Source organism: Thermoanaerobacter wiegelii Rt8.B1, from assembly GCF_000147695.2.
Classification (GTDB): Bacteria; Bacillota; Thermoanaerobacteria; order Thermoanaerobacterales; family Thermoanaerobacteraceae; genus Thermoanaerobacter; species Thermoanaerobacter ethanolicus.
On the sequence record NC_015958.1, the window covers coordinates 141,467 to 163,646 of the forward strand.

The 22,180-nt window shown below is 35.6% G+C and carries 23 protein-coding genes and 3 pseudogenes; all 26 read left to right on the forward strand.

Going from position 1 to position 22,180, the window contains the following annotated elements; translation table 11 throughout:
- The first annotated feature begins 180 nt into the window (after positions 1-180).
- The 26 genes and pseudogenes from THEWI_RS00705 to THEWI_RS00830 all read left to right on the forward strand — a co-directional run bounded on the left by THEWI_RS00705 (position 181) and on the right by THEWI_RS00830 (position 22,153).
- Positions 181-2,067, forward strand: coding sequence for an NADH-quinone oxidoreductase subunit 5 family protein (locus THEWI_RS00705; protein ID WP_014062051.1), 1,887 nt, complete (start codon positions 181-183; stop codon positions 2,065-2,067).
- Positions 2,064-2,915: a respiratory chain complex I subunit 1 family protein gene (locus THEWI_RS00710; protein ID WP_014062052.1), complete on the forward strand. Its 852-nt coding sequence runs from the start codon at positions 2,064-2,066 to the stop codon at positions 2,913-2,915. The genes THEWI_RS00705 and THEWI_RS00710 overlap by 4 nt, the downstream gene beginning before the upstream one ends.
- A gap of 5 nt (positions 2,916-2,920) precedes the next feature.
- On the forward strand, positions 2,921-3,388 hold the full coding sequence (locus THEWI_RS00715) for an NADH-quinone oxidoreductase subunit B family protein (RefSeq protein WP_004399989.1): 468 nt from the start codon (positions 2,921-2,923) through the stop codon (positions 3,386-3,388).
- Positions 3,385-3,759 (forward strand): NADH-quinone oxidoreductase subunit C, encoded by a 375-nt coding sequence (locus tag THEWI_RS00720; RefSeq protein ID WP_014062053.1) that lies wholly within the window; start codon positions 3,385-3,387, stop codon positions 3,757-3,759. The genes THEWI_RS00715 and THEWI_RS00720 overlap by 4 nt, the downstream gene beginning before the upstream one ends.
- Positions 3,752-4,834: a hydrogenase large subunit gene (locus tag THEWI_RS00725; RefSeq protein WP_041589281.1), complete on the forward strand. Its 1,083-nt coding sequence runs from the start codon at positions 3,752-3,754 to the stop codon at positions 4,832-4,834. The genes THEWI_RS00720 and THEWI_RS00725 overlap by 8 nt, the downstream gene beginning before the upstream one ends.
- 9 nt (positions 4,835-4,843) lie before the next feature.
- Positions 4,844-5,215, forward strand: a complete 372-nt coding sequence (locus THEWI_RS00730; RefSeq protein ID WP_014062055.1) for a 4Fe-4S binding protein — start codon at positions 4,844-4,846, stop codon at positions 5,213-5,215.
- Positions 5,216-5,217: 2 nt separating this feature from the next.
- Entirely contained in the window at positions 5,218-5,559 is a 342-nt protein-coding gene (gene hypA / locus THEWI_RS00735) for a hydrogenase maturation nickel metallochaperone HypA (protein ID WP_004399985.1), read from the forward strand.
- 1 nt (position 5,560) lies between these two features.
- Positions 5,561-6,216: pseudogene (hypB, locus tag THEWI_RS00740) on the forward strand (hydrogenase nickel incorporation protein HypB).
- Complete coding sequence (gene hypF, locus THEWI_RS00745) at positions 6,174-8,429, forward strand: carbamoyltransferase HypF (protein WP_014062057.1); 2,256 nt, start codon at positions 6,174-6,176, stop codon at positions 8,427-8,429. Before hypB ends, hypF begins: the two are co-directional and overlap by 43 nt.
- A gap of 2 nt (positions 8,430-8,431) precedes the next feature.
- The gene (locus THEWI_RS00750; protein ID WP_004399982.1) at positions 8,432-8,674 is read left to right on the forward strand and encodes a HypC/HybG/HupF family hydrogenase formation chaperone; all 243 of its coding nucleotides are present in this window, start codon (positions 8,432-8,434) and stop codon (positions 8,672-8,674) included.
- Positions 8,649-9,710, forward strand: a complete 1,062-nt coding sequence (gene hypD / locus THEWI_RS00755; RefSeq protein ID WP_014062058.1) for a hydrogenase formation protein HypD — start codon at positions 8,649-8,651, stop codon at positions 9,708-9,710. Before THEWI_RS00750 ends, hypD begins: the two co-directional genes overlap by 26 nt.
- 15 nt (positions 9,711-9,725) lie before the next feature.
- Positions 9,726-10,715: a hydrogenase expression/formation protein HypE gene (hypE, locus tag THEWI_RS00760; protein WP_014062059.1), complete on the forward strand. Its 990-nt coding sequence runs from the start codon at positions 9,726-9,728 to the stop codon at positions 10,713-10,715.
- 272 nt (positions 10,716-10,987) lie between these two features.
- The gene (locus THEWI_RS00765) at positions 10,988-11,338 is read left to right on the forward strand and encodes a response regulator (protein WP_003868949.1); all 351 of its coding nucleotides are present in this window, start codon (positions 10,988-10,990) and stop codon (positions 11,336-11,338) included.
- A gap of 129 nt (positions 11,339-11,467) precedes the next feature.
- Positions 11,468-12,319: a class II fructose-1,6-bisphosphate aldolase gene (locus tag THEWI_RS00770; protein WP_003868951.1), complete on the forward strand. Its 852-nt coding sequence runs from the start codon at positions 11,468-11,470 to the stop codon at positions 12,317-12,319.
- Positions 12,320-12,628: 309 nt separating this feature from the next.
- Entirely contained in the window at positions 12,629-14,155 is a 1,527-nt protein-coding gene (rho, locus tag THEWI_RS00775; protein WP_003868952.1) for a transcription termination factor Rho, read from the forward strand.
- Between the two features lie 62 nt (positions 14,156-14,217).
- Entirely contained in the window at positions 14,218-14,427 is a 210-nt protein-coding gene (gene rpmE, locus THEWI_RS00780) for a 50S ribosomal protein L31 (protein WP_003867319.1), read from the forward strand.
- Positions 14,428-14,495: 68 nt separating this feature from the next.
- The gene (locus THEWI_RS00785) at positions 14,496-15,077 is read left to right on the forward strand and encodes a thymidine kinase (RefSeq protein WP_003868954.1); all 582 of its coding nucleotides are present in this window, start codon (positions 14,496-14,498) and stop codon (positions 15,075-15,077) included.
- 15 nt (positions 15,078-15,092) lie between these two features.
- Positions 15,093-16,019 (forward strand): DUF1385 domain-containing protein, encoded by a 927-nt coding sequence (locus THEWI_RS00790; protein ID WP_014062060.1) that lies wholly within the window; start codon positions 15,093-15,095, stop codon positions 16,017-16,019.
- Positions 16,006-16,845, forward strand: a complete 840-nt coding sequence (gene prmC / locus THEWI_RS00795; protein ID WP_003868956.1) for a peptide chain release factor N(5)-glutamine methyltransferase — start codon at positions 16,006-16,008, stop codon at positions 16,843-16,845. Before THEWI_RS00790 ends, prmC begins: the two co-directional genes overlap by 14 nt.
- Positions 16,846-16,893: 48 nt before the next feature.
- Positions 16,894-17,963 (forward strand): annotated as a pseudogene (gene prfA, locus THEWI_RS00800) (peptide chain release factor 1).
- Positions 17,964-18,294: 331 nt separating this feature from the next.
- Positions 18,295-19,014 carry a ZIP family metal transporter gene (locus THEWI_RS00805; RefSeq protein ID WP_004399974.1) on the forward strand — a complete coding sequence of 240 codons (720 nt, stop codon included), beginning with the start codon at positions 18,295-18,297 and terminating at the stop codon, positions 19,012-19,014.
- 27 nt (positions 19,015-19,041) lie between these two features.
- The gene (locus THEWI_RS00810) at positions 19,042-20,106 is read left to right on the forward strand and encodes an L-threonylcarbamoyladenylate synthase (protein WP_003868959.1); all 1,065 of its coding nucleotides are present in this window, start codon (positions 19,042-19,044) and stop codon (positions 20,104-20,106) included.
- A pseudogene (locus tag THEWI_RS15730) lies at positions 20,103-20,513 on the forward strand (low molecular weight protein arginine phosphatase); the annotation flags it as partial. The gene THEWI_RS00810 and the pseudogene THEWI_RS15730, both read left to right, overlap by 4 nt.
- A gap of 51 nt (positions 20,514-20,564) precedes the next feature.
- Complete coding sequence (gene rpiB / locus THEWI_RS15735) at positions 20,565-21,011, forward strand: ribose 5-phosphate isomerase B (RefSeq protein ID WP_041589283.1); 447 nt, start codon at positions 20,565-20,567, stop codon at positions 21,009-21,011.
- A 48-nt stretch (positions 21,012-21,059) separates the two neighbouring features.
- Complete coding sequence (gene upp, locus THEWI_RS00825) at positions 21,060-21,692, forward strand: uracil phosphoribosyltransferase (protein ID WP_003867307.1); 633 nt, start codon at positions 21,060-21,062, stop codon at positions 21,690-21,692.
- Between the two features lie 17 nt (positions 21,693-21,709).
- Complete coding sequence (locus THEWI_RS00830; RefSeq protein WP_014062063.1) at positions 21,710-22,153, forward strand: deoxycytidylate deaminase; 444 nt, start codon at positions 21,710-21,712, stop codon at positions 22,151-22,153.
- Positions 22,154-22,180 lie beyond the last annotated feature (27 nt).

Sequence of the window (22,180 nt, forward strand, 5' to 3'; positions counted from 1 at the left end):
CCTAATTTGTTAAAATAATAACAGAAAAAATTATCATTATTTCATGATAAATATTATCTATTGTTATTGACTTTATACACATGAAACCGTATAATCATTGTAGAAGGTTTATCAATTAATTAGGATTCTGTATACAATATGTAAGTTGCAGTTAGTTAAATTTTTAAGAGAGGTGTTTTTATGCAGTCAAATTTATTACTGCTAAGCATTATATTTCCTATTATAGCGGGTATTATTGTTCTTTTTTTGAGGCAATCTTCTATTAGAAAGGCTTTTATTGCTGCATCTTTAGGTGTAATCGTTTTACTATCTTTAATTATGTTGGCGACCTTAAAAGTACCTGATATTTTTAATTCCCCGGCTTATTACAATGGTATGGATGTGGCCATCAAGATAGGGGACTTTGCTCTTTTGCTTTATGTTCTTTATATTTCTTTTAAAATTAAAGAATGGAGAGCGACTTTTTTTGCAGTATTACAACTTGTTCCTTTAATATACTTTGAGTTTTTTATGTTAAAGGAACACGAAGTTGCAATGTTTTTAGTAGATGAACTGTCTATTATAATGAACTTGATTATATCAATTGTTGGTTCTCTAATAGCTCTTTATGCCTTTGGATACATGGACCATCATGAAGAAGAGAAACATGTATCACCTACAAGACAGCCGAGATTTTTTGCTATTATACTTATATTCCTAGGGGCAATGAATGGAGTAGTATTTTCTAATAATTTGATGTGGATGTATTTCTTCTGGGAAGTAACTACATTAAGTTCCTTCATGCTGATAAGCCATGACCAAACAGAAGAAGCTATTAGAAATGCAGCAAGAGCTTTATGGATTAACATGATGGGTGGTTTTGCACTTTTACTGGGGATAATATTTATTTACACTAACTACAACACTATATCTTTAGTTGATGTATTAAGCATAAAAGATACTGCGTATATACTTTTGCCAATGTTCTTTATAGCATTTGCAGCTTTTACAAAATCTGCGCAACTGCCCTTCCAGAGTTGGCTTCTTGGGGCAATGGTGGCTCCCACGCCGGTTTCTGCGCTTTTGCACTCCAGTACAATGGTTAAAGCAGGTATATACGTTTTATTGAGATTTTCACCGCTTTTTAGGAGTACATTGTTAAGCGACTTTATAGCGATATACGGTGCGTTTACTTTTCTAGCTACAGCTTTCCTTGCTATAAGTCAAAGCAATGCCAAGAGGATACTGGCATATTCTACTGTATCAAATTTAGGGCTTATGATAGCAAGCATTGGAATTAATACTTCAAGTGCTATTGCTGCAGCTATATTGCTTTTGATATTCCATGCAGTGTCTAAAGCTTTGTTGTTCTTGTGCGTTGGAACGATAGAGCAACATATTGGAAGTAGAGATATTGAAGATATGAAGGGTTTGGTAAATAGGATGCCTGTAACAGCGGCAATAACTTTTATAGGAATTTTAACTCTTATGGCAGCACCCTTTGGAATGCTTGTATCTAAATGGCTTATAATAGAAGTAGCAGCTAATCAAATATGGATCTCTGTCATATTAGCGATAGGAAGTGCTTTGACAGTACTTTATTACACCAGATGGATAGGAAATCTTTTATCGGGAACGTATTTTAGTAAGCGCTCAGAGGAGCATATGAATACCACAATTGGTATTTCTCTCTACAGCTTAACAGCAATAGCTATTGTATTAAGTTTTGCAATTTCAACTTTATATAATATGTTAGTAATGCCTCAAATATTGAATATGAAAATGGATGTGGCTCTCAAAGCTGTTAAAGGCTATTTATATACTTCAAACGGAGGATTTACCATTTATCCTATTTTCATAACAATTGGTATAGCGATAGTGTTATCACTAATTTCCATAAGAAAATCTACACGAGTTGCTGTAAAAACTACTCCTTATACAGCAGGACTTACTTATGTAGAAGAGGATGGGTATGATGTAAAAAATTACTATCTCACGACTTTTGCAACTGAAGGGATATTGACAAAATATTTTAATTATATTTCTGTTGCTTTAATTGCTGTGATTCTGGGAGGTGCTATCCTATGATAAAAGAAATTGGGATATTTGTTGTTGCAGTGATTTTAGCTCCTTTAATCGGCGGTTTTTTATCAGGGATTGACAGAAAACTAACAGCATTTATACAAGGAAGATATGGGCCTCCCATCTGGCAGCCTTTTTACGATGTAATAAAACTTTTATACAAGCAAAGACTATTAGTAAATGACTTTCAAGTGTTTTCTGCCTATATGTATCTTTTATCAGCGATTCTTTCTGTGGGGCTTTTTGCTATAAAAGCAGACCTTTTGATGATTTTGTTTATAATGTCTGTAGGACTTGTGTTCTATATAGCGGGAGCTCTTTCAACAAAATCTCCTTACAGCCAAGTTGGGGCTCAAAGAGAGCTTATGCAGATGTTAGCATATGAACCGATGTTGATATTTTTTGCTATAGCAGTCTACAATGTGACCGGAAGCTTTAATTTAGCTCAAATAATGACCCATGGCAAATTGCTTTTAGATTTGCCTTTGATGTTTATACTTTTGGGCTTGGTTTTGACAATCAAGTTAAAGAAATCACCTTTTGACTTATCAGCTTCAGAACACGCTCATCAAGAGTTGGTACGAGGCATTTTGACGGACTATTCAGGTCCTTACCTTGCTTTGATTCATATTGCTGATTGGTATGAGTTGGTTTTGATATTAGCTATGATTGCTATATTATGGTCTCAAAATCTTGTAATAGGTGCTCTTATTGCTTTGGCGACATTCTTTGTGGATATAGTCATAGATAATATAACAGCAAGAATGACAGTAAAATGGATGTTAGCTTTTAGCTGGAGTATAAGTATTCTATTTACAATTGTGAATATAGCTTATATATATTTTAGGAGATGATTGGTATGGGTTTAAAAGAATTTGTAGAAAAATCTTTTAAAAAGTCACCGTGGGTTTTGCATTACAACTGCAGCAGTTGTAATGGTTGTGATATTGAAATCTTAGCTTGTATGACTCCTCTCTATGACATGGAGAGGTTTGGAATGGTAAATGTAGGAAATCCAAAACATGCGGATATTTTAGTAGTTACAGGCACTGTGAACCACAAAAATAAAGAGGTCTTGAAAAATATATATGACCAAATGCCTGAACCTAAAGTGGTAGTAGCTGTTGGAGTTTGTGCTGCTACAGGAGGCATTTTCAGAGAGGCTTATAATGTGCTAGGCGGTATTGATAAGGTGATTCCCGTAGATGTCTATGTGCCAGGCTGTCCTGCAAAACCGGAGGCAATAATAGATGGATTGTATAAAGCTGCGGAAATTTTAAAAGAAAAATATGAGAAAATGGGAAAAGCTGAAGAGGTGTTAAAATGATTAACAGTAGAGAAGTAAAAGTTGATGAGATTGAAAAAGAAGCAAAATACTATTATGACAATGGTTATAGATTTGTTACAGAAACATGCCTTGAAGAAGATGGTAAATTCAAAATAATTTATACTTTTGAAAGAGATGAATTGGAGAATTTCCACGTATATGTAAATCCTGCAGAAGAAGTGCCTAGCATTTCAAAAATATACTTTGCTGCACTTTTAGTAGAAAATGAGATACAAGAGTTGTTTGGCGTCAAGTTTAAAAACTTGGCTATAGATTTTGAAGGATTATTATTTTTAGGAGAATACGCTCCTATATCTCCGCAAGCGAGTATAGAAATTATGAGAAGGGATAAAGGTGATAAGAATGAGTGACAAAAGTACTATACCGTTTGGGCCACAACACCCAGTTTTGCCAGAACCTATACATCTAAAACTTGTTGTTGAAGATGAAAAAGTGGTAGAAGCATATCCTTCTTTTGGATTTGTTCACAGAGGACTTGAAATGTTAGTTCAGAAAAAAGATTTTAATCAAATGGTCTATGTTGTTGATCATATTTGCGGTATTTGCAGTGCAATGCATGGTCAGGCGTACTGCCAAGCAGTAGAAGAATTGATTGGCATTGATGTACCAGAGAGAGCAAAATATTTGAGAGTTGTTTGGGCTGAACTTCACAGAATCCACAGCCATTTACTTTGGTTTGGTCTTTTAGCAGATGCTTTTGGCTTTGAAAATCTCTTTATGTTGTCTTGGAGAATAAGAGAGAAAATTATGGATATACTTGAGGCTACTGCAGGGAACAGGGTTATTATCTCTGTAAACATCGTTGGTGGTGTGAGAAGAGATATAGACACTGAACAAGCAAAATGGCTCTTAAATGAACTTAAGGAAGTTGAAGAAGGGTTAAAGGAATTAGAAAAAATAGTAAAAAACAATTATACAATTAAGCAAAGGACAGTAGGAATTGGTGTACTTTCTAAAGAAGATGCTTATATGTTTGGAGCAGTAGGGCCTACATTACGAGGAAGTGGTGTTCCTATAGATATGAGAACGACAGGATATGCAGCTTATGGAAATTTAGACTTTGAGCCAGTTGTAGAGACTGACGGAGATACCTATGCGAGGACGATTGTTAGAGTTAGAGAGATGTTCCAGTCCATAGACCTTGTGAGACAGGCTCTAAATAAAATGCCAGAAGGTGAAATAAATGTAAAAGTAAAACCAAATCTACCTGCTGGAGAAGTTATAACAAGGGTAGAACAGCCAAGAGGAGAGGTGTTTTATTACATTAAATCTAGTGGAGGCAAGAACTTAGATAGACTTAGAATAAGAACTCCTACCTTTGCGAATTTGGCATCCCTTTTGCACATGCTGCCAGGCAGTACTCTTGCAGATGTGCCAGTGTTAGTGTTAACTATTGACCCTTGTATAAGTTGTACTGAAAGGTAGGTGGTATAGGTGTTAGATATGCTCAAAAATGTTGTCAGCAATCTTACCCACAAACCTGTTACAAGGAAGTACCCTTTTGAAAAGCGAGAGCCCTTTGAAAAAGCAAGAGGACATATAAAGAATGATATAGACAAATGCATTTTATGTGGTATATGCCAAAGAGTTTGTCCTTCCAATTGCATACAGGTTAACAGAAAAGAGGGTACGTGGGCTTTTCAACCCTTTGAGTGCATAATTTGTGGTGTATGTGTTGAAAGTTGTCCTACAAAGTCTTTGACTATGGCAAAAGAATATAGACCTATTTCTAATGAAAAGTATGAAATAGTGCAGAAAAAAGAGGTACAAAACCCTCCTAATAAGGATAAAAAGGAAGGGGCATAAAAGTGCATGAATTATCTGTAACTCAAAGTTTGGTAGACATCTTGCTAGAAGAAGCACAAAAAAGAAATGTAAAAAAAGTTACAAAAGTCACTGTTGTGATAGGAGAGCTTACAGGACTTGAAAGTGAAAGCATACGGTTTTACTTTGATGTACTTTCTGAAAACACAGTGGCAGAGGGAGCTGAATTAGTATTTAAAATGATAAAGGCACAATTTAAATGCAGACAGTGTGGCAATATTTTTGAACGTACAAATTTTACTTTTAATTGCCCTGTATGCGGTGCAACAGGGGTATTAGTGGACAAGGGAAAAGAATTTTATATAGAAAGTATAGAGGTGGAGTAGTATGGAGGAAATTGTAATTATTAGAGATGTTCTCGAGGCAAACAACAATGTTGCCAGTGAGAACAAAGCTATAAAAGATGAGCGAAATATTTTGATGGTGAACATAATAGGTTCACCAGGAGCAGGGAAAACCAGCTTTATCTTAAGAGCAATAGAACATCTCAAAGTACCTTGTGGTGTTATTGAAGGAGATGTCACTTCAGACATTGACGCTAAAAAGATGGCGGAGAAAAAATTCCTGTCGTTCAAATAAATACAGGAGGCTCTTGTCATTTAAATGCTGGCTCAGTAAACAGAGCGCTTCAGAGTTTATCTTTTGACAATGGCATAGTGTTTATTGAGAATGTGGGTAACCTTATATGTCCGTCAGAATTTGAATTAGGCGAAGACTTCAAATTGGCAATGGCTAACGTTCCAGAAGGTGATGATAAACCTTATAAATATCCAGCACTTTTTACTAAAGCGAAAGCTGTAGTTTTGAATAAAATTGACATGCTTCCTTATTTTGAATTTGATAAGAAATTCTTCTATGATGGGATAAGGGCTTTAAATCCGGATGCACCAATTTTTGAAGTTTCTGCAAGGACTGGAGAAGGATTTGGTGAGTTTGCAAAATGGTTAGAAGAAGAGTATCAAAAATTCAGGCAAAACAAATAGATATATTTGGTATTGTACAGGGCGTAGGTTTTCGCCCTTTTGTATTTACAACTGCACAAAAATACAATTTAAGGGGTATAGTCTATAATACCTCTTCGGGAGTTTATATAGAAGTGGAGGGGCAAGAGGGGGATATAAATAGTTTTATAAAGGAACTGAAAGATAATCCTCCTCCACTTGCCGTCATAGATGAAATAAAAGTGAAAGATTTAGAAATTAAGAATTATGAGGATTTCAAAATTATATCCAGTCAAGAAAATGATGGATTTGTACCTGTATCTCCTGACATGGGAGTTTGCGAGGACTGCTTGAGAGAAATGAATGACCCAAATGACAGGAGGTACAAATATCCTTTTATAAATTGTACTAATTGTGGCCCTAGATTTTCTATAATAGAGGATATTCCCTATGACAGGCCTAAGACTTCTATGAAGGTATTTCCTATGTGTGAAAAATGTGAAAAAGAGTACAACGACCCTCATGACAGAAGATTTCATGCACAGCCAGTTGCTTGTTTTGACTGTGGACCCAAACTGGAATTTGTAGGAGGAAATTGCGAAGAGGATGAAATAAAGTGTGTTGCTGATGCTCTCAAAAGAGGTAAAATTGTAGCTATTAAGGGAATCGGAGGCTTTCATTTAGCAGTAAATGCCTTAAGTGATGAGGCTGTTTTTACTTTGAGAAGCCGAAAAAAAAGATATGGAAAGCCTTTTGCTGTTATGATGAAAGACATAAATCAAGTAGAAAAGTATTGTTTTGTAAGTGATGAAGAAAAAAAGCTTCTTCTAAGCCAGAGAAGGCCGATTGTGCTTTTGAAGAAAAAAGGAGAAAAACTTGCGAAAGGCGTTGCTGATGGCTTAGATACTTTAGGAGTAATGCTTCCATACGCTCCAATTCATTATCTTTTAATGGATCAAATTGATTTTCCTATTGTGATGACAAGTGGAAATGTTAGTGAAGAGCCTATTTGCAAAGACAATGAAGAGGCTTTAGAAAAATTAAAGGATATAGCTGATGCTTTTCTTTTAAATAATAGAGACATAGTCAATAGAATAGATGATTCAGTTACTTCTTTTAATGGAGGTGCTGAGAGGATTATAAGAAGGGCGAGGGGATATGCTCCTCAGCCAATTTTATTGAAAAAAGATGCCAAAGTAAATGTACTGGCAGTTGGTGGCTTTTACAAAAACACTTTTTGCATAACTCACGGACATTATGCTTTTATAAGCCACCACATTGGAGATTTGGATAATGAACAAGCTTTTGAATATTATAAAGAGCAAATAGAAAGGTATAAGAGGCTTTTTAGAGTAAATCCTGAGGTAATAGCTCATGACATGCATAAAGGTTATCTTTCTACTCAGTACGCCTTGTCATGTGACTTGCCCCGAGTTGAGGTCCAACACCATCATGCCCATATTGTCAGCTGTATGGCTGAGTACAATCTTGAGGAAAAAGTTATAGGAATAGCTTATGATGGGACTGGATATGGCACAGACGGCAACATATGGGGTGCCGAATTTTTGATATGCGATTTAAAGGATTTTTTAAGAGTAGGGCATTTAGAATATAAACCGCTTCCCGGCGGTGAACTGGCAATAAAAAAGATATACAGAACAGCTTTGGGGTTTATTTCAAAGGATATAAATTTTTATAAAGATTTTGTAGAAAAATTTGATTCTAAAGAGATTGATATAATTTTAAAGCAAATTGAGAGAAAGATTAATACACCTTATGTGTCTAGTATGGGAAGGTTTTTTGATGCGGCAGCTTCTTTACTTGGCCTGAGAGACCAAGTACTTTTTGAAGGACAGGGTGCAATGGAATTAGAAAGCTTAATAGTTGAGAATGATGATTTTTATGATTTTGAAGTTTATCGAGATAGGGAATATATAATAAATCCAGAAGTAATATTGCACCAACTCTATGAAGATTATAAAAAGGGAATTGACAGAAAAATAATTGCGACAAAATTTCATAATTCTATTGTAGAGTTTACACACTATTTGGCATTGGAGTTGAGAAAGGAATTTGGTATAAATAAAGTAGTATTAAGCGGTGGAAGTTTCCAAAACAGGTATTTATTAAAAAAACTACTGGCTAAGCTTACTGCTTCAGGGTTTGAAGCCTTTTCTAATAGTAAAGTTCCCTGCAATGATGGAGGGATTTCCTTAGGTCAGGCTGTTATTGCGAATAAAAAGTTGGAGGGATAAAAATGTGCATTGCAGTTCCATCAAAAGTGATAAAAATTGAAGGTAAAGTTGCAGAGACAGAGTTAGGCGGTGTCATCAGAAAGGTATCAATAGAGATGGTGCCAGAGGTCAAAGTGGGAGATTATGTAATGGTTCATGCAGGTCTTGCTATAAGCATTGTGGATAAAGAAGAAGCGGAGATGGAAAGGGAGCTTTGGGAAGAGCTTATGGAGGTTTTAAATGATGCAGCAGACAGAAATGATTGAAAAGGCAAAAAGAGCAATTGAAGCTTTAAATCCGGGTGGTCCTTTTAATATCATGGAGGTATGTGGTTCCCATACAATGGCTATCTCAAAATTTGGATTAAGACAGCTTTTGCCTAAAAATATAAGGCTTATTTCAGGCCCGGGATGTCCTGTGTGTGTTACTGCTCAGAACGAAATAGACAGTGTAATAGAACTTGCCAATAAAAATGTTGTAATTGCCACTTTTGGAGACCTTATAAGGGTGCCAGGCAATAGGTCTTCACTTCAGGCAGAAAGAGCAGCTGGTAAAGAGGTAAAAGTATTTTATTCTCCTTTAGATGCTTTGAAATACGCTGAAGAAAATCCAAGTAAAGAGGTAGTTTTTATAGGCATTGGCTTTGAAACCACTGTTCCAACAGTTGCTGTGACTATAAAAGAGGCAAGGGAGAAAAATATAAAAAATTACAGTGTATACTGCCTTCATAAGACAATGCCTGAAGCTTTAAGAGCACTTCTTGAAGGGGGTTCAAATGTTCAAGGATTTTTGCTTCCAGGACATGTGAGTGCAATAACGGGCAGTAAAATATATGAATTTTTGCCTAAAGAATTTGGCGTTGGTGGTGTAATTTCTGGCTTTGAAGCAATGGATATTCTGATGAGCATTATAATGCTTCTTAAAAATTATAAAAATCCTGCTATTGAAATTCAGTATAAAAGAGTGGTAAGAAAAGAAGGAAATCTTGAAGCACAAAAAATAATTGAGGAGATTTTTGAACCTTGTGACAGCACTTGGAGAGGTCTTGGAGAGATTAAAGGTTCAGGACTTAAGATAAGAGATAAGTATAAGGACTTTGATGCAGCGTTAAAATTTGATATAAGACCGATTGGAGAAGAAATCGAGATAAAAGGTTGCAGATGTGGCGATGTTTTAAAAGGGAATATATATCCTAATGAATGTCCTCTTTTTGGAAGAGTATGTACTCCAGAAAATCCTGCGGGACCATGTATGGTTTCTTCAGAAGGCTCTTGTGCGGCTTTTTATAAGTACGGGGCTTAAGAAAGGATGAGAAGTATGGATAAAGTTTTGCTGTCCCATGGTGGCGGCGGAACAATGATGGAAAGATTAATTGAAGAAGTTTTTGCCAAAGCCTTTGACAATGAGCATATAAATGCAATGGAAGATGCAGCATTGCTCTTTGGAAACATTGCCATTACTACTGATAGCTTTACAGTAAAACCTATTTTCTTTCCCGGCGGAGACATAGGGCGGCTTGCAGTGTGTGGTACAGTGAATGATGCCTCTATGAGAGGAGCAAAGCCTTTATATTTGACTTCAGCTTTTATAATAGAGGAAGGTTATCCTATAGAGGATTTGAAGAGAATAGTAAAATCTATGGCTGAAGCAGCAGAAGAAGCAGGTGTGAAAATAGTTGCAGGGGATACAAAGGTAGTAGAAAATGGTGGAATTGACGGGGTATTTATAAACACTTCTGGTATAGGTGTAGTGTATGAAAATGTAGATGTGTCAATTAAAAATGCCAGACCTGGAGATGTAGTGTTAATTTCTGGAACAATAGGAGACCACGGGATGGCTATTATGAGTGCGAGAGAGGAATTGCAATTTGACCCTCCTATTTTGTCGGACGTTTCACCTCTTAACAAGTTGATAGAAAAGCTCATGACTTTGGGGAAAGCCGTTAAGGTATTGCGGGACCCTACAAGAGGTGGCGTTGCGGAAGTTCTTTATGAGATATCAAAAATGAGTGGTGTTGGTATTAAAATATACGAAGATAAGTTGCCTGTAAAAGAAAGTGTAAAATCTGCTTGTGATTTGATGGGATTTGACTTTTTGCACTTAGCAAATGAAGGAAAGTTAATTGCGGTTGTTGACAGGAAATATGCGGAGGAAGCTCTAGAAATCATGAAATCAGACAAATATGGAAAAAATGCAGCGATAATAGGTGAAGTGAATGATTCAAAACTTGTCACAATCAATACAGTTTATGGAACTTCGAGAATTATAGATAGACCTATAGGGGAACTGCTTCCTAGGATATGCTAAACTGCTTGTAGGACAGGAGATATAAGGTGTGTTGAGGCAGAGACTTTTTAGAGATGGCAAATATTACGACGAGTATATAATGAGCATATTAAAAGAGGAATTTGATGAGAAATATGGAAGGAGATAGACAGGAATTTAAAGTAAGTGGGGAAACTAATTCATAAATTTTTTAATAAATTTTTAATTTAAAAAGAGGAATATTTATTTTTTTGTAGAATATTAATTATTGTGTGTGCTAAAGAAAGATTTATGGGTGTAAAAGGTGGCATAAAATGAGTAGAATTTTAGTTTTAGATGATAATAAGGGAATCTGTAATTTAATAGAAGAAATTTTCACGATGGATGGACATGAAGTGAGAACTTACAGTGATATTAGCCATTTTGACAAAGAGATAGAAAAATTTAGACCTGATATAGGCTTGTTTGATTTACACATGGCAAGCGATATGTTAAAAATTATCAGAAAGATTAAAAAAATTTATCCCAATATGAAGAGTATTATAATGTCAGCGGAAGAGCCACAAGAGCCTTTTACGGAATTTCCTTTTATATCTAAACCTTTTGACATAACAGCGCTAAAAAATTTAGTTTATGATAATCTAAGGCAAGAAATGGCTGTGTAAAAAGGTACGTTTGTACCTTTTTTTATAATTTCCTTGAGCTAACTTTAAACAAATGTTATAATGAAAGAGAAAAGTTACATAATATAGGTAGTATTTTGAAAACCAGTTATAATAAAGGAGTTGTTGGCAATGTTAGTAACAGGTATAGAGATATTAGAAAAAGCCCACAAAGAAGGATATGCAGTTGGAGCTTTTAACACCAGTAATTTAGAGATTACCCAAGCCATTGTGGAGGCGGCAGAAGAAACTAAATCACCAGTCATAATACAAGTTAGTGAGGGAGGATTGAAATACGCTGGTATTGAGACGATTTCTGCGATCGTCAGGACAATGGCTGAAAAGGCATCAGTTCCAATTGCTCTACACCTTGACCATGGTACAGATTTCAATACAGTCATGAAATGCTTGAGAAATGGCTGGACTTCTGTAATGATGGATGCTTCTAAATTGCCTCTCGAAGAAAATATAAAAGTGACGAAAACTGTGGTGCAAATTGCTCACGGAATGGGAGTTTCTGTTGAAGCTGAAATCGGAAAAATCGGTGGTACGGAGGATAATATCACAGTAGATGAAAGAGAAGCGGCCATGACAGATCCAGAAGAAGCTTTAAAATTCGCAAAAGAAACAGGAGTAGATTATTTAGCTATAGCTATCGGGACGGCTCATGGACCTTACAAAGGGGAACCTAAGCTGGACTTTGATAGACTTAAAAAGATAAAAGAAATGCTCAATATTCCTTTAGTTTTACATGGAGCTTCAGGAGTTCCTGAAGAGGCTATAAAAAAAGCTGTAAGCCTTGGCATAAATAAGATAAACATAGATACAGATATAAGACAAGCTTTTGCACGAAGGCTAAGAGATTTGTTAGAAAAAGATAGAGAAGTATACGACCCAAGAAAAATTTTAGGTCCTTGCAAAGATGCGATGAAAGAAGTAATTAAACAAAAGATGATTTTATTTGGAGCAGCAGGAAAAGCATAAGTTAAAGCGGGGTTTCACCCGCTTTTTATATTTTATGTATAAATTTTCTATAAATTGTCAATTATAAATTTTGGGACTGAAAATAACTACTTGACATTCCAAAAAAATATAAATAAAATAGAGTAAGATTATACGTATTCATTTCTTTTAGCATTTTCTTTTTGTGCTTTTTAATAGTATCCTTTGCGAGAAGTGTGTTGTGCAGAAATTCTCATTTTTATCCTCCAGGTAAGTTCCCTCTTATACTTTTTTAAAAATGAGGTAATGAGGACTTAGTTTGTTAAAATTCTACTTTTGGGAGGTGTACCTTTGCGTTTTGATATTAATACTTTGGAAAATTTGAGTTTGATGGAACTAAGAGAAATTGCAAAAGAGCTAGGCATTAAAAGTATTACGAAATACAGAAAACAAGAACTGAGAGAAAAAATTTTGGAAAAAGCTAGTCAATTAAATGGAGAAAATTTAATTCAAGAGGATAACAAAAAAGAGGAAGGTTTAAATGAAGGGCAAACAGAAGGATTACAAGAAAGTACGATAGAGAAAAGTACAGATGATACTTCAAATACTAATTCTAACATATCGAAAAATGGTTATGCAAAGTCTATTGTTACTGAAAATAGCGCAAATGGTTTACAAGCTCAATCAACTTCTTCAAAAGGGAACTTGCCAATTGCTAAAGAACTTTCCGATCCGTTGAAAGAACTTATACAGACACAAGGAGATGTAGTGGCAGAAGGCATTCTTGATATTTTGCCAGATGGTTACGGATTTTTAAGAGTGGAAAACTTTGTCCAAGGGCCCAAAGATATATATATTTCTCAATCGCAAATAAGGCGCTTTGGCTTAAAAGTTGGCGACAAAGTAAGAGGTATTACAAGGATTCCTAGAGAAGGGGAAAAATATTCTGCAATTCTTTATGTGGAATCTATAAATGGTGAAGATCCCGAAAATGCCAAAAAAAGGATTCCCTTTGATGAATTAACTCCTATTTTCCCAAATGAAAAATTGAGATTAGAGACTTCACCTACAGAATTTTCCATGAGATTGGTAGATATCATTGCTCCTATAGGTAAAGGGCAAAGGGGTATGATTGTTGCACCGCCAAAAGCAGGAAAAACCACTTTACTTAAGCAAATTGCCAATAGCATTTCACAAAACCATCCAGAAGTTATTCTCATTGTGCTTTTAATTGATGAACGCCCTGAAGAAGTAACTGACATGAAACGTTCTATAAAAGGAGAAGTAGTATATTCTACTTTTGATGAACTCCCAGAACACCATACTAAAGTGGCTGAAATGGTATTAGAGCACGCTAAAAGACTTGTGGAGTATAAAAAGGATGTGGTAATTCTTTTAGATAGTATTACCAGGCTGGCAAGAGCTTATAACCTTATTACACCTCCTTCAGGAAGAACTCTTTCTGGTGGCATTGACCCTTCTGCATTACATCCTCCGAAAAGATTTTTTGGAGCAGCTAGGAATATAGAAGAGGGTGGAAGTTTAACTATCCTTGCTACTGCTTTGATTGAAACGGGAAGCCGTATGGATGAAGTTATATTTGAAGAATTTAAAGGAACAGGCAATATGGAACTTCATCTTGACAGAAAATTACAAGAAAGAAGGATATTCCCTGCTATTGATATATACAAATCGGGTACAAGAAAAGAAGAATTGCTGCTTACAAAAGAAGAATTGGAGGCCATGTGGATATTAAGGAAAGCTATGTCAAATTTACCGCCTACAGAGGTTACAGAGATGTTAATTGAAAAATTAATACGAACTAAATCTAATGCGGAGTTTATAAATATGATAAGGGCACAATTATATAAATCTTGATATTGTGTATAACTTGTGTTATAATTTCTCCGTATGAGTTTTGGTTGAAAGAGGTGAAAGCTGTGAAACCGAATATACATCCTACCTATTATCATGATGCGGTTGTAAGGTGTGCATGTGGAAATACTTTTATAACAGGTTCTACAAAGAAAGAAATTAGAGTAGAAATATGTTCCAAATGCCATCCCTTCTTTACAGGCCAGCAGAAGATTGTAGATACAGGTGGAAGAGTCGAGAGATTTAGAAAGAGATTTAATTTAGAAGAAAAATAATTTGGGGGTTAGAGTGGTGAAGACTCTAACCTTTTGTTTTTAATTTGACATTAAGAAAGGTGGTTTTTATGATATACGGTTCTTTGGATCATGGTTTTATAGAGGCTATAGTTGGTCCTATGTTTAGCGGTAAAAGTGAAGAACTCATAAGAAGGATTAAAAGAGCCCAAATTGCCAAACAAAAAGTACAAGTCTTTAAACCGGCTATTGACGATAGATATTCTATTGACAAGGTGGTATCTCACAATGGCACTAATATAAATGCTATTAGTGTAGTAAAGGCTTCTGAAATAATTGAGCTTTTAGAAGAAGACACAGAGGTTATCGCAATTGATGAAATTCAGTTTTTTGACCATTCGATTGTGGATGTTGTAAGAGAAATTGCAGATCTAGGCAAAAGAGTCATTTGTGCTGGCTTAGATATGGACTTTAGGGGGGAACCTTTTGGCCCTACTCCTGATATAATGGCAATTGCGGAGTCTGTAGATAAACTGACGGCTATATGTGTGAAATGTGGCAATCCTGCTACTCGCACTCAAAGGCTTATCAATGGGAAACCTGCAAAATACGATGACCCAATCATTTTAGTAGGGGCCCATGAAACCTATGAAGCAAGGTGTCGAAAATGCCATGAAGTTCCTCGTACATAGAAAAGAGGTGTAGAGATGAAGAAAACCGATATAGGTGGTCAAGCAGTAATTGAAGGAATTATGATGAGAGGACACAATAGCGTAGCGACAGCTGTACGAAAAGGAGATGAAATAATTATAAATAAAGAGTATGTAAAACCCTTGACTAAAAGGAATAAATTTTTTTCATTGCCTTTTATAAGAGGTACTTTTGCTCTTTTTGATTCTCTTATCATAGGTATAAAAAGCCTTACTTATTCTGCAGAACTTTTTGAAGAAGAAGATGAAGAAAATATTTCAAAATTTGATTCATTTTTACAAAAAATTTTTGGAGATAAGTTAGATGATGTTTTGATGTATTTTTCTGTCGCAATATCTTTAATTTTATCAATTATCATATTTTTTATCGGGCCGACATATGTAGCCGATTATATCAAATTATTTACAAAAAATACTGTAGTTATAAATTTTGTCGAAGGATTGTTAAGAGTTGCTATTTTTATTTTGTATCTTGTATTAATATCACAGATGAAAGATATAAGAAGAATATTCGAATATCATGGGGCAGAGCATAAAGCTATTCATTGCCTTGAGCATGAAGAGGAATTGACAGTGGAAAATGCTCGCAAATATACTACTTTACACCCTCGATGTGGGACAAATTTCCTCTTCATAGTCATGATAGTTTCTATAATAGTTTTTTCTTTTTTAAAATGGCCTACTCTTTATATAAGGATACTTAGTAGAATTCTTTTGCTTCCTGTAGTTGCTGGTATATCTTATGAAATAATAAAATTAGCGGGGCGAAGTGACAATAAAATAATAACGGCTTTTGTATATCCTGGCTTGCTATTACAAAAGCTTACCACAAGGGAGCCTGATGACAGTCAATTAGAAGTTGCTATTGCATCACTAAAAAGTGTTTTAGAAGATGAGGGAGGACGTGAATTTGAAAATATATGAGGCAATAAATTTGGGGGCAAAAGAACTTAAAAATATTTGCGAAAATCCTAAACTTGAAGCGGAACTGCTCCTTGCTTACTGTTTGGGGATGGATAGGATAAATCTAATAATTAAAAGAGAAGATGAAGTGGAGGAAGGGGAGTTAGCAAAGTTTTTAGGACTTTTAAATATGAGAAAATCTCACATTCCTTATCAGTACATTGTAAAAAAGCAGCATTTTATGGGATTAGAGTTTTTTGTAGATGAGAACGTGTTAATTCCTAGGCCAGAGACAGAGATTCTTGTAGAAGAAGTGTTAAAAAGGGTGGAAAGAGGAAATGTAATTTTGGATATAGGTACTGGTAGCGGTGCTATAGCTGTAAGCATATCTAAATATTTTGCAGATTGTACTGTGTACGCAGTTGACATCAGCAAAAAAGCTATTGAAGTTGCAAAGTACAATGCTGAAAAGCAAGGAGTTTTAGATAGGATATTCTTTATAGAAAGTGACCTCTTTCGTAATCTTCCGCCAAATTTAAAGTTTGACTTTATTGTGTCAAATCCTCCCTACATTAAAAGAAATGAAATTGAGCTACTGCAGGAAGAAGTAAAAAAAGAGCCTATTGTCGCGTTAGATGGAGGAGAAGACGGACTTTTCTTCTACAAAAAAATTATAAAAGAAGCTCCTTTTTATATGAAATCAGGCGGAAAAATTGGCTTTGAAATAGGATATGGCCAAAAAGAAGAAATAACTAATTTTTTAGAAAAAGATGGATTTAAGGATATTGAAATAATTAAAGATTTGGCGGGTATTGACAGAGTGATAATAGCGAAGTATAAGTTATAGTTTTCACAAAAGATAATATGTGGTATAATCGATCTTTGAGGTGAGATAATGATTGATAAATTGCAAGCAATAGAAGATAGATATGTAGAATTAAGTCAAAAAATAAGTGACCCTAATATTATTTCAAATGTAAATGAATGGAGAAAGTATGTAAAAGAGCATGCGGCTATTGAAGATATTGTGTTAAAATACAGAGAATACAAAAAAGTTTTGGAAGATATAGAGGCTACAAAAGAGTTGTTGTCTTCAAATGATGAAGAACTTAAAGAGATGGCAGAGGAAGAACTTTCTCAATTAGAAGAAAAAAAGAAAAATTATTAGAGGAGATAAAAATTCTTTTAATACCAAAAGACCCAAATGATGAGAAAAACGTCATAATGGAGATTAGGGCAGGAGCAGGAGGAGAAGAGGCAGCTCTTTTTGCCCATGACCTTTTTAGGATGTATTCCATGTATGCAGAGAAAAAAGGTTGGAAAGTAGAAATAATGAGCTCCAATGAAACAGATATCGGAGGGTTTAAAGAAGTAATTTTGAATATTTCTGGAAAAGGGGCTTACAGCAGGTTAAAATACGAAAGTGGTGTTCATAGGGTTCAAAGGGTTCCAACCACTGAAGCCGGGGGAAGGATTCACACTTCTACCGCTACAGTGGCAGTTTTGCCTGAAGTCGAGGAAGTTGATGTAGAGATAAATCCAAGTGATATAAAGATAGATGTATTTAGGTCAGGTGGTCATGGAGGGCAGAGTGTAAATACGACTGATTCCGCAGTCAGAGTTACCCATATTCCAACAGGAATTGTCGTAACTTGCCAAGATGAAAGGTCACAGATTCAAAATAGAGAAAGAGCTCTTAAAATTTTGCGAGCAAAGCTTTATGAAATGGCTCTACAAGAACAACAAAGAGAAATTGCTGAGACACGGAAATCCCAAGTAGGTACTGGGGAAAGGAGCGAGAGGATAAGAACTTACAATTTTCCACAAGGTAGAGTCACTGACCACAGAATAGGCTTAACTTTATATAGATTACAGGAAGTTCTTGATGGGGACTTGGATGAAATTATAGATGCTTTAATTTTAAATGACCAGGCAGAAAAACTTAAGAATATGAATCTAAATTAAAGGAACAGGGAAACCTGTTCTTTTTTATTCCTTAAAAGGATATGAAGTGTGTATTATCAAAAAATATAGGTATAATTTAAATTTTTGTGCTTGACTAAATAATCGTTATAAATTATAATTATAAAAAAACACTTTATTAAGTTAAACTAAGAAATAGCAGTATGTGACAAAATACATACAATTTAACATTGCCCCCCAGCTGTCCTCTATAGAGGACGCTTTATTCGCTCGATGGTCCTCCTACCTTCGAGCGAATTTTTTTGTGCTAAGCATAACTTCAATAACGATTTAATACATTTGAAGTAGATTTAAAAATTAAGGGGATGTTTTTATGTCTACCTTCAATGCTATGATAATAGGCTCTTTGGTTGGAGTGATTGGCACAGGGCTGGGGGGAGCAGCTACATATTTTTTCAAAAACCCTTCTGCTAGATTTTTTAGTGGAATTATGGGGATTACTGCGGGCTTGATGCTCTCTATTGTAGTTTTTGACCTGTTGCCTCATGCTTTTGATATAGCAGGTCTTGCATTGGGGACAATTGGGATATTAATAGGAGCTATTTTGATTTCTTTTTTTGACATGATAATAGAAAATATGGATATCGCTGGAGGCTTCATAAAAGAAGGTGTATTATTAGGAATTGCAATTGCTTTACATAATTTTCCTGAGGGACTTGCAGTGGGCTCTGGTTTTATGGTATCTCAGTCATTAGGTATTAACATCGCATTGGTTATTGCTTTGCACGATTTTCCTGAGGGTTTAGCAATGGCAACGCCATTTTCTGCAGGCGGCATACCTCCTTATAAAAATGTAATATACACCGTATTAGCTGGGATTCCTACAGGAATAGGGGCTTTAATTGGAGTTTTGACGGGTGGTATATCCCCTTATTTTATTGGACTTAATTTAGGTATAGCAGGAGGGGCTATGTTGTATGTGACCTGTGGTGATATAATTCCTGAAGCCAGAAATATTTATAAAGGAGAAATTTCTATTTTGGGGATGATATTAGGTATTATAGGTGGTATAATAATAACAAAGCATTTGTAAGTTTTAATTCTACAAGGAGTGCCTTAAATGACAAAAATAGTACGCATTAATAAAAATGATCCAGAAATTGAGCTTATTGATTTTGCAGCAAATGTGATAAGAGAAGGGGGACTTGTGGCTTTTCCTACAGAGACAGTTTATGGAATTGGAGCTAATTCTTTTAATGAAGAGGCTGTAAAAAAAATATTTATAGCAAAGGGAAGGCCTCAAGATAACCCTCTTATTGTTCATATCGCAGAACTAAAGCAGATTTATGACCTTGTCGAAGATGTACCTCAAAAAGCTAAAACTCTTATGAAGAAATTTTGGCCAGGCCCTTTAACACTTATTTTTAAAAAATCAGAAAAAGTACCCTATGTTAATACGGCTGGCATGGATACTGTAGCTATAAGGATGCCTTCAAATCCGATTGCTCATCTTTTAATCAAAAGGGCAGAAGTACCTATATCTGCTCCCAGCGCTAATGTTTCAGGTAAGCCTAGTCCTACTGATGCTTCTCATGTTATTGAAGATTTGTATGGAAAAGTAGATGTAATAATAGATGGAGGAAAATGTGATGTTGGCGTAGAATCTACTGTTTTGGATTTGACAGAAAAGGTGCCGGTCATTTTAAGACCGGGAGCAGTTACTTTGGAAATGCTTAAAGAAGTGATAGGAAATGTTGAAGTGGATCCTTCACTTTTAAAAAAGCCAAAGGAAGATTTAAAGCCTAAGTCTCCTGGCATGAAGTACAAGCATTATTCTCCTAACGCGGAGGTCTATATAGTGACAGGAGACCTCGAGAAAGTTGTAAAAAAAATTCAAGAATTGACAGAAGAACAATTGAAATATGGTAAAAAAGTTGGTATAATGGCAACGGTACAAACTTCGACACAATATGAAAAAGGAGAAATTATTGTCGTAGGGGATAGAAATAGACCAGAGACGATAGCGAAGAATCTTTTTGCAGTCTTACGACAATTTGACAAAAAGGGAGTAGATGTCATTTTTGCTGAAAGTTTTGAATATGACAACATTGGACTTGCTATTATGAATAGATTAGAAAAAGCTGCCGGTTATAAAGAAATAAGTGCTGAAGGAGAATTGCCATGAAAGTATTATTTGTGTGCACTGGGAATACCTGTAGAAGCCCTATGGCAGAGGGACTTTTTAATGACAAAGCGAAAGCTTTCGGTAAGGACTTTGAAGCAAAATCTGCTGGAGTATTTGCTCCAGAAGGTTTTCCAGCTTCACAAGAAGCAATAGAAGTATTAAAACAGGATTATAATATAGATATTTCAAACCACAGGTCAAAAAGTTTAAGACGTCAAGATTTAGAAGAGGCTGATTTAATTTTAGCTATGTCGAATTCTCATAAACAGAGCATACTTTCTAAGTACCCAGAATATTCCAATAAAGTTTTTACTATAAAAGAATTTGTAGGGCTAGAGGGAGAGGTTGAGGACCCTTACGGCATGCCTATAGAGGTGTATAGAGAGACAGCTCGAGAGTTAGAGGATTTAATTTCAAAGATCATAACAAAAATTTCACAAGAAAGGATGGGGAAAACGGTGATTGCATTAGGAGCTGACCATGGTGGCTATGAACTTAAAGAAGCTATAAAAAAATATTTAGATGAAAAAGGAATAGCCTATAAAGATTTTGGAACTTTTAGTACAGAATCTGTCGATTATCCAGATTATGCCCTTAAAGTAGCGGAAGCTGTTGCTTCTGGGGAGTGCAGCGAAGGAATTTTAGTCTGTGGGACAGGCATTGGTATCTCGATAGCAGCAAATAAAGTGCCAGGAATTAGAGCTGCTCATGCAGAAGATGTTTTTTCAGCAAAAGCTGCTAAAGAACACAACAATGCTAATATTTTGTGCTTGGGAGGACGAATTACAGGACCAGGACTTGCCGTAATGATGGTGGAAGAATGGTTAAATGCAACTTTCCAAGGAGGACGTCATCAGAGAAGGATTGATAAAATAACGGAAATTGAGAAAAAGTATAGCAAATGATATTAATTTTTAATAGAAAAGAAATTTTAAACTTACAGGAGGTAAAAAATGTATAAAAATGTATTTGTCATTGACCATCCGCTTATTCAACATAAAATAAGCCTAATACGTGATGAAAATACAGGTTCTAAAGAATTTAGAGAATTAGTAGAAGAAATTGCAATGCTCATGGCATATGAAGTCACAAGAGATTTGCCTCTTGAGGAGATAGAGGTAAAAACTCCAGTGGCAGTGGCAAAGACAAAAGTGATTGCAGGAAAAAAATTAGGAATAATCCCTATATTAAGAGCAGGACTTGGCATGGTAGATGGAATGTTAAAACTCATTCCAGCTGCTAAAGTAGGACATATAGGAATTTATAGGGACCCTGAAACTTTAAAACCTGTAGAATATTATTGCAAACTGCCTTCTGACATTGCAGAAAGGGACCTCATTGTGGTAGACCCAATGCTTGCGACAGGAGGTTCGGCTTGTGCTGCTATACACTTTCTCAAAGAAAGAGGCGCACAAAACATAAAACTGGTGAATTTAATAGCTGCTCCAGAAGGAATTGAGGCAGTTCACAGAGACCATCCAGAGGTTCCAATTTACGTGGCCAGCATAGACCAGGGTTTAAATGAACATGGTTATATTGTACCGGGTTTAGGAGATGCAGGTGATAGACTTTTTGGCACAAAGTGATGGCGAGGGATGTACAAATGAGACCCTCATGGGATGAATATTTTATGCAAATTGTAGATGTTGTAAAAACCCGCTCTACTTGTCTGAGAAGACAGGTAGGAGCTATTTTAGTAGTTGATAAACACATAATTTCAACAGGGTATAATGGTCCTCCTACAGGACTCGCCCATTGCGAAGATACAGGTTGTTTGAGAGAGCAATTAGGGATACCGTCGGGAGAAAGGCCAGAGCTTTGTAGAGGTGTACATGCAGAGCAAAATGCGATTATACAAGCAGCGTTGCATGGGGTAAGTACTAAAGGGGCTACTCTCTATGTAAGTGCCAGTCCTTGTGTCATATGCGCTAAAATGTTAATCAATGCGGGAGTTAAGCGAATTGTATATGAAGAGGAGTATCCCGATGAATTAGCTTTTAGGCTTTTAAAGGAAGCAAATGTTGACTTAGTAAAAATTGAGAGATAAAATAATAGTGGTGTATATTAAATCAAA

Excerpts from the sequence above, each read along its gene's own strand:
- THEWI_RS00705 (WP_014062051.1), top strand. The coding sequence starts at position 181 with ATGCAGTCAAATTTATTACTGCTAAGCATTATATTTCCTATTATAGCG.
- THEWI_RS00710 (WP_014062052.1), top strand. The coding sequence starts at position 2,064 with ATGATAAAAGAAATTGGGATATTTGTTGTTGCAGTGATTTTAGCTCCT.
- THEWI_RS00715 (WP_004399989.1), top strand. The coding sequence starts at position 2,921 with ATGGGTTTAAAAGAATTTGTAGAAAAATCTTTTAAAAAGTCACCGTGG.
- THEWI_RS00720 (WP_014062053.1), top strand. The coding sequence starts at position 3,385 with ATGATTAACAGTAGAGAAGTAAAAGTTGATGAGATTGAAAAAGAAGCA.
- THEWI_RS00725 (WP_041589281.1), top strand. The coding sequence starts at position 3,752 with ATGAGTGACAAAAGTACTATACCGTTTGGGCCACAACACCCAGTTTTG.
- hypF (WP_014062057.1), top strand. The coding sequence starts at position 6,174 with ATGGTTAGAAGAAGAGTATCAAAAATTCAGGCAAAACAAATAGATATA.
- THEWI_RS00750 (WP_004399982.1), top strand. The coding sequence starts at position 8,432 with ATGTGCATTGCAGTTCCATCAAAAGTGATAAAAATTGAAGGTAAAGTT.
- hypD (WP_014062058.1), top strand. The coding sequence starts at position 8,649 with ATGATGCAGCAGACAGAAATGATTGAAAAGGCAAAAAGAGCAATTGAA.
- hypE (WP_014062059.1), top strand. The coding sequence starts at position 9,726 with ATGGATAAAGTTTTGCTGTCCCATGGTGGCGGCGGAACAATGATGGAA.
- THEWI_RS00765 (WP_003868949.1), top strand. The coding sequence starts at position 10,988 with ATGAGTAGAATTTTAGTTTTAGATGATAATAAGGGAATCTGTAATTTA.
- THEWI_RS00770 (WP_003868951.1), top strand. The coding sequence starts at position 11,468 with ATGTTAGTAACAGGTATAGAGATATTAGAAAAAGCCCACAAAGAAGGA.
- THEWI_RS00785 (WP_003868954.1), top strand. The coding sequence starts at position 14,496 with ATGATATACGGTTCTTTGGATCATGGTTTTATAGAGGCTATAGTTGGT.
- THEWI_RS00790 (WP_014062060.1), top strand. The coding sequence starts at position 15,093 with ATGAAGAAAACCGATATAGGTGGTCAAGCAGTAATTGAAGGAATTATG.
- THEWI_RS00805 (WP_004399974.1), top strand. The coding sequence starts at position 18,295 with ATGTCTACCTTCAATGCTATGATAATAGGCTCTTTGGTTGGAGTGATT.
- THEWI_RS00810 (WP_003868959.1), top strand. The coding sequence starts at position 19,042 with ATGACAAAAATAGTACGCATTAATAAAAATGATCCAGAAATTGAGCTT.
- upp (WP_003867307.1), top strand. The coding sequence starts at position 21,060 with ATGTATAAAAATGTATTTGTCATTGACCATCCGCTTATTCAACATAAA.
- THEWI_RS00830 (WP_014062063.1), top strand. The coding sequence starts at position 21,710 with ATGAGACCCTCATGGGATGAATATTTTATGCAAATTGTAGATGTTGTA.